The organism is Microcystis sp. M20BS1 (assembly GCF_020245305.1).
Lineage (GTDB): Bacteria > Cyanobacteriota > Cyanobacteriia > Cyanobacteriales > Microcystaceae > Microcystis > Microcystis ichthyoblabe_A.
On sequence record NZ_JADBUZ010000020.1, the window covers coordinates 1 to 6272 of the forward strand.

5 protein-coding genes are annotated in these 6272 nt (G+C 40.8%); 2 read left to right on the forward strand and 3 right to left on the reverse strand.

The window, feature by feature from the left end; all coding sequences use genetic code 11:
- Window positions 1-486 precede the first annotated feature (486 nt).
- A complete protein-coding gene (locus IM507_RS02285; RefSeq protein WP_002736633.1) occupies window positions 487-1275 on the forward strand; it encodes a hypothetical protein in 789 nt (262 codons plus the stop codon).
- Here IM507_RS02285 and IM507_RS02290 read toward each other — a convergent pair.
- Together IM507_RS02290 and IM507_RS02295 are read right to left on the reverse strand one after the other, a co-directional pair.
- On the reverse strand, window positions 1272-1739 hold the full coding sequence (locus tag IM507_RS02290) for a DUF29 domain-containing protein (protein WP_002736517.1): 468 nt from the start codon (window positions 1737-1739) through the stop codon (window positions 1272-1274). The two genes, IM507_RS02285 and IM507_RS02290, sit on opposite strands and share 4 nt — an antisense overlap.
- Before the next feature lie 112 nt (window positions 1740-1851).
- On the reverse strand, window positions 1852-2289 hold the full coding sequence (locus IM507_RS02295) for a DUF29 domain-containing protein (protein ID WP_002735589.1): 438 nt from the start codon (window positions 2287-2289) through the stop codon (window positions 1852-1854).
- Between the two features lie 220 nt (window positions 2290-2509).
- Between IM507_RS02295 and IM507_RS02300 the strand changes: the two genes are divergently transcribed.
- Entirely contained in the window at window positions 2510-3445 is a 936-nt protein-coding gene (locus tag IM507_RS02300) for an NAD-dependent epimerase/dehydratase family protein (protein ID WP_016514465.1), read from the forward strand.
- Window positions 3446-3709: 264 nt separating this feature from the next.
- Here IM507_RS02300 and IM507_RS02305 read toward each other — a convergent pair whose 3' ends face one another.
- The gene (locus IM507_RS02305) at window positions 3710-5881 is read right to left on the reverse strand and encodes an EF-hand domain-containing protein (protein ID WP_069474032.1); all 2172 of its coding nucleotides are present in this window, start codon (window positions 5879-5881) and stop codon (window positions 3710-3712) included.
- Between the last annotated feature and the right edge of the window lie 391 nt (window positions 5882-6272).

Genomic DNA, 6272 nt, shown 5'->3' on the forward strand with positions numbered 1-6272 from the left:
AAGGTTACATGATATCAGCCAGACTTGGAAACTATCTCATCAAATTAGTCCCCCCATAGAACCCCCTTGAGCCATCTTGCACACTTTTCTCTTTTTGTCAAATTTTATGTTAAGAAAGATGTGACTAATGGATAGCCTTATCAAGGGGGGACTAAGGGGGGATCAAAGGGGGATCGAACCTAAAATGGCTCTTCTAGGTTCTGTGTGATAAGTTTAATTGACATAGGATCGATCGATCTTTGTGTCCTTTGTGTCTTTGTGGTTCGTTCCACCCCCTCGCTAGGAGAAATGTATCTTAGAATACATTTTACCCACCAAAGCTGGGAGAGCCCTAAAATCCATTTTTAATTTAATCATAACCAGCTAAGTACCTAAGCAAAATTAATTACACACATCTAACCACCTCTTGCCTTTTGCCTTTTGCCTTTTGCCTTTTGCCTTTTGCCTTTCTTCACTAGGAAATTTATTTTGCACGACTACTTACTTATGCTAGGCGCAAAAACATCTCTCAATCTATCCTTACTTAAAACTCTGGGTTTAGTCGCCGTTATCGGTGGACTAATCATGGCTATGGTGGAAATGCAACAGGAAAAGGTGAAAACCTTGACCAAAGAAAAATTATTAGAGAGAAATTATAGTCAAGAATCTCGCCTAGAAAATGCTCAGGTTGAGTTATTGAAAAATATGCCAGCTTTTGGCTTTGATAATATGTTAGCCAATTGGGCAATGTTACAGTTTATTCAATATTATGGCGATGGGGATGCTCGTAGGGAAACTGGCTACGGTTTAAGTCCCGATTTTATGGAGATTGTCACCAAAAATGACCCAAAATTTGTCCGCGCCTATTTGATGATGTCCGTGGCTTCTTCTGTCAATGCTGGCAAACCGGAAAGAACCGTTGAGATTATGAATAAAGGTTTATCAAAAATCACTCCTGATGTCACCGATGCCTATTTTCTTTGGTTATATAAAGGAGTGGATGAACTATTATTTTTAGGTGATATTACTGCGGCAAAAAAATCTAATCAAATGGCCGCCGATTGGGCGAAAATTGCTGGTAATGAATTTATCGAAAAATCCGCTAGGGGAACAGTAAAATTTTTAGAAACTAATCCCGATAGTCGCGCCCCTAGAGTCGGTGCTTGGATGTTAGTCTGGATAAGTAGCCAAGACGAAGAAACCCGCAGGTTAGCTAAGGAAAATATCGAAAAATTGGGCGGTAAATTGGTTGTGGTTAATAATAATCAAGTGATGGCAATTCCTCCGAAAGATTAGGAGTTAGCATATTTTTCATCCTGCCAAAACTTATTATTTAATAAGCCATCAATATCCTCAGCAAAGGGACAAACATCGGGAAAATTAGAGTCTGGATAATCCTCTTTCATCGCTTCTAAAGCTTCTCGATAACATTCTTCTAAAATCTCTATCATAAACCTTTTCAAACTAGGAGAATACTTAAATTCCTTCTTCAACTCCTTGCGAAAATTTCTAATTTCAATTTCCCACCCTCGATAACAATCGGGAAGAACCACATAACAACGTTTTAATAAATGTTCTAATAAACGAGTTAAAAAATTATCGACCGCTTTGCGTTGACTTTTCCCCAAAGATTCCACCTCCTCAATCAAATTCTCCAAATCAACCTGAGATAAATCCCCAGATTTTAATTGCTTAACCGTCTTCTCTATCCACAAAGCAAAATCTTGATCATACAGATTTTTTACCTTGGCTAAAGTCATAATTTTTCCCCTGTTAAACTTAAATTCATTTCTTGAAAATCACACTAAATCTGGTTATTAAAGACTGATTATTTATTGCGCTTAACGGATTTAGCATCAGAGTTTAACTTTCTCAAAACCTATGGTTTAATAAACTATCAATATCCTTAGAAAAAGGAGAAATATCGGGAAAAATAGCATCATATTTAATTCGCATATTCTCCACCGCTTCCTGATAACAATAATCACAAATATCGGTTAAAAAACTGCATAAACTAGGGGAATCTTTAAGGATATATTTTAACTTCGATTGACAGGGTTTAATTGTTACTTCCCAACCTCGATAACAGTCAGACAAAGGAAGATAACGCCGTTTTAAACCGTGTTCAAATAATGTAATTAAACGGTTTTTAAGTTCCCTTTTATCTCGTCTTCCCAAAGACTCCACCTCCTCAATCAAATTCTCCAAATCAACCTGAGATAAATCCCCAGATTTTAATTGCTTAACCGTTTTCTCTATCCACAAAGCAAAATCTTGATCATACAGATTTTTTACCTTGGCTAAAGTCATAATTTTGACCTCCTCTGTTGACTAATTGCCTTCATTTTAGCGAAACTTGGCCAATTCAGACTAAATCCGGTTATTAAAGACTGATTAACTATTGTCCCTATCGCAACAGTGCCTCTCCTCAACCGATTTAGTATTATAGCCCCGAAAACCCAACAACTAACAAGCCACAAACTGCACCGATCGAGGGATAATATAACCTTGATATCTATGCCATCATCTTATGAAAATTTTAATTATGGGTGGAACCCGATTTATCGGCGTTTCCCTGACTAAAGTGTTAGTAGAACAGGGTCATGAGGTAGTATTATTCAATCGTGGCAATAAACCCGCCCCGGTTGCTGGAGTACGACAGATTCATGGCGATCGCACTGACCCAGGGCAACTGAAAGAAAAGCTTAAAAATGAGAGTTTTGAGGCAATTTTCGACAATAATGGCAGAGAATTAAGTGATACTCAGCCCCTCGTCGAGATATTTAGAGACAGAATTGGGCATTTTGTCTATGTTAGCTCGGCGGGGGTTTATCTAAAATCCGACCAAATGCCCCACAAAGAAGGGGATAAACTAGATCCCAAAAGTCGCCACAAGGGAAAACACGAGACAGAAAACTATTTAAGCGAGATGGGTTTACCCTGGACTTCCATCCGTCCAGTCTATATCTACGGACCGCGCAACTATAATGACCTAGAAGCTTGGTTTTTTGACCGTTTGGTTCGTAATCGTCCTATTCCTATACCTGGTCATGGGGAACATTTTACCCAATTTGGTCACGTTGCCGATCTGGCCCAAGCCATGGCCGCAGTATTGGGTAATTCTCAGGCTATCGGTCAAGTGTATAATATTTCCGGCGATCGCTATGTAACTTTTAACGGTTTAGCAAAAGCTTGCGCGGCAGCCATGGGGAAAAATGCCGAGGAAATCGAGATTGTTAACTATAACCCCAAAAAATTTGACTTCGGCAAAAAGAAACCTTTCCCCCTGCGGGTTCAACATTTCTACGCTGATATTAATAAGGCTACCCGGGAGTTAAACTGGCAGCCTGAATATGATCTCGTCAGTGGTTTAACAGACTCCTTCCAGAATGATTATCTCGCTTCCGGTCGCGATCGGCAAGAAATAGACTTGGCGATCGATGACCAGATCTTGGCCAACCAATAAGGGACTTGCGTGGGAATAATATCCCAGCCAGAAAATCGCTCTGTAGAAGAATCAGACCAGCCAGATGGCATATTATCAGCAATTCTCATTTTAAGGTTTCATGACATTAAAACCCTTGCACCTAGAGGGGTTAATAATTCTTAACGAATCTCTAGATCGCTGAAACAACGCAAAATCCTTTCAAAATGAGAATTGCTGTTCGAGATGTTAGGGACTTGCGCTAATGTCTTGGAATTCATGACCGACGCAATAGTTGCAGACAGTTTATTTGTGGAATTGGTGCAGTAGATCGCGAAATTCCTGAAAACTAATCTGATTATCGCGACCAGTATCGGCCTGCTGTAACATAGCTTCGATTTCCTTGTCTGTCACCCCCGGTTCGATCGCCTGAAGACAAGCTTTTAACTCCTCAAGGCTAATTTGTCCCGAACCATCACTATCAAATAGACGGAATCTTTCCAATAAAATCCTCTCCTGTTGCTCACGATCGCTGTCACTACTAAAAGATAGACGATCGAAAACCTGAAAAGCGCGGGCGATATTTTGCCATAATTGATCGGCCGGAGGACGATGGAGAATCGTTTCCTCCTCCTGACCGGTAACTCTGTACTGGCGACGCAAAGACTCGACAGTTTCCTTTCCTGCGACTGGCAATTCCGTCAATAAATGCTCGATCACTTCCCTAGAACTCTTACCAGTTAACACTTCCAGCAATTCCGAACCCACCTGGCGATCGGGGTCTTTTTTCCATGTCACCAACAAACTTTCTAACAAAGCATCGCGATAACTCTGCAAACGTAACCAATCCTCGCGACTATACTGCTTTTCTGGATCGAGAAGTTCGGCCGATTCCACACCCAACTCTGTTAAAATCGCCTGATGTTCTGCCTCAGTAATCGTCAACTCTAAGCGCATTTGTTGCAGGATTTCGAGGCTGTGGCCGAAGTCACTATATCCCTCCTCCAAAGCCTCTTTTAACACGGCTTTATAGGCTTTTAAACACTTCTGGTGCGTGAAATCCGGCAGTATCTTGGCCAACACATACACCTCATCTGCGTCCAAAGTTTCCAGCGATCGCCGATCGAGATATTTAGCCGTATCGAGATTCAGTTTACGCAACTGTTTACGCAATTTTCCTGCGAGTCCTTCCCGTTGGTAACGACTCGGATCCCTTATCCAAGTGCGATATAACCATAAACTACTCAAAACAGCCGCTAAAATACTAGCGAAATAATGCCAAAATTTTGGCAAAAGATTAATAAAAGGACGACCACCGAAAATAAAGAAGAAATTGAAAATCAGAAAAGTTCCGAAAGTAAAGACTCGATGACGGATAATTTCGGTCGGTAAGGGCGACTTTTTACGGATTCTATAGACTTTATAGGCATTTTCAACTTTTTTACCGAGAAAATAACCCAAAAAAGTGCAGATTGCCAAAGTTAAGGGAACAGCTACCAGCTTCGGAATCGGAATCTGATTACCCGCAAGATAAAAACCCGGTTTAAAGAGAGATTCTAGCTGATTTTCGTCGTGCGCCCAAGCTCCAGAGAAATAATAGTCCCAATTGCCAGCATAGAGATAATAATAGATAAAATAGCCAAAAACTAAGCCAAAATAACCGTAATAAAGCCATTGGCGATCGCTGTTATTAATCCCATCCCAATAGGATCTTTCCGCATCGATATCGATACAGGGACTTTGACAGGCAACACAGGCACTTTGTTCGCTACCATCTTCTCGGACAATACGACACATAGATTGAGTAATCCCACTGCGACTGTCTTCGTGAGCGGTACTATTTAGCAAACCCCTCGGTTCACCATAAATCCTTTCAACTGGACTCATGGGACAGAAATAGTTACACCAAGATTTGCCCCCATACCAGTAACCCACAAAGATCGCCGCTAGAATAGTAAAGATTAAAAAGCTACCCAAGACTAAGCGATCGGAATTATAAAAAAGAATCCGTCCGCATAAACCCAAAAATAACAGACTTAATTGTAGATAGAGATAATTCCGAGCTAACCAAGAGTTTTTCGGCACTTTATAGATTTCAGAGCGGACTTTTCCCGATTTATCGGTCTGTTTTTTCTGACGCTGTTTACCCAAAGCACGCGGTATTTGAGAAAGAAAGGATAAAGGACAGATACGCCGCCAGAGTTCGTGACCGAATACTAATAAGATAAAAACACCACTAGGAACCACTATTCCCCAAAAAATCGGCGCACCTAACTGATAGGAGGATTGGGGTAGGCAAACCCCCTGGACTTTAATGCACAGATCGGGATCCACTCTCAGGGGACTAGAAAGATTGTTAGGATCGGTTAATTTTGCCGAAATCGGGTCAAAAAATAGAGAAAATATCAGAATTAACCAAGCGATGGTCAGAACCCATCGCAAATAGTGCATCGAGCGTTCGGGAATTTGTGCAAACATATATATACATCTGAGTCAAGTCGTTTTGCTAAATTAATATCCAAGTTTCCAATCGATCATTCGGGAATTTGTGCAAAAATAAATCCACATTCCGCACCCTAAGTGTGACAACGTCTTAAAAGAGGAAGGAGCGTGAGTCAAAATACTTATCTAGAGGAGTGAGTTGGCGGCAAGCTGCCGCCAACTCAGCCAAAAATTTCAGGCTCTTCTAGGTTCTGTGTGATCAGTTTAACTTACATAGGATCTATCAATCGCCAATTCAAAAATGAAACGCATCAACCTCAAGAGTTGACAAAGAAAGGCTCATCAGGTACTGTCTGATCATTAACAAAAACAAATCAGACCCAAAATGAGCCACCAACATCTTAACATAGAACAAAGAAACTTGCTC

Coding starts and splice junctions, on each gene's coding strand:
- IM507_RS02285 (WP_002736633.1), top strand. CDS start 487: ATGCTAGGCGCAAAAACATCTCTCAATCTATCCTTACTTAAAACTCTG.
- IM507_RS02290 (WP_002736517.1), bottom strand. CDS start 1,739: ATGACTTTAGCCAAGGTAAAAAATCTGTATGATCAAGATTTTGCTTTG.
- IM507_RS02295 (WP_002735589.1), bottom strand. CDS start 2,289: ATGACTTTAGCCAAGGTAAAAAATCTGTATGATCAAGATTTTGCTTTG.
- IM507_RS02300 (WP_016514465.1), top strand. CDS start 2,510: ATGAAAATTTTAATTATGGGTGGAACCCGATTTATCGGCGTTTCCCTG.
- IM507_RS02305 (WP_069474032.1), bottom strand. CDS start 5,881: ATGTTTGCACAAATTCCCGAACGCTCGATGCACTATTTGCGATGGGTT.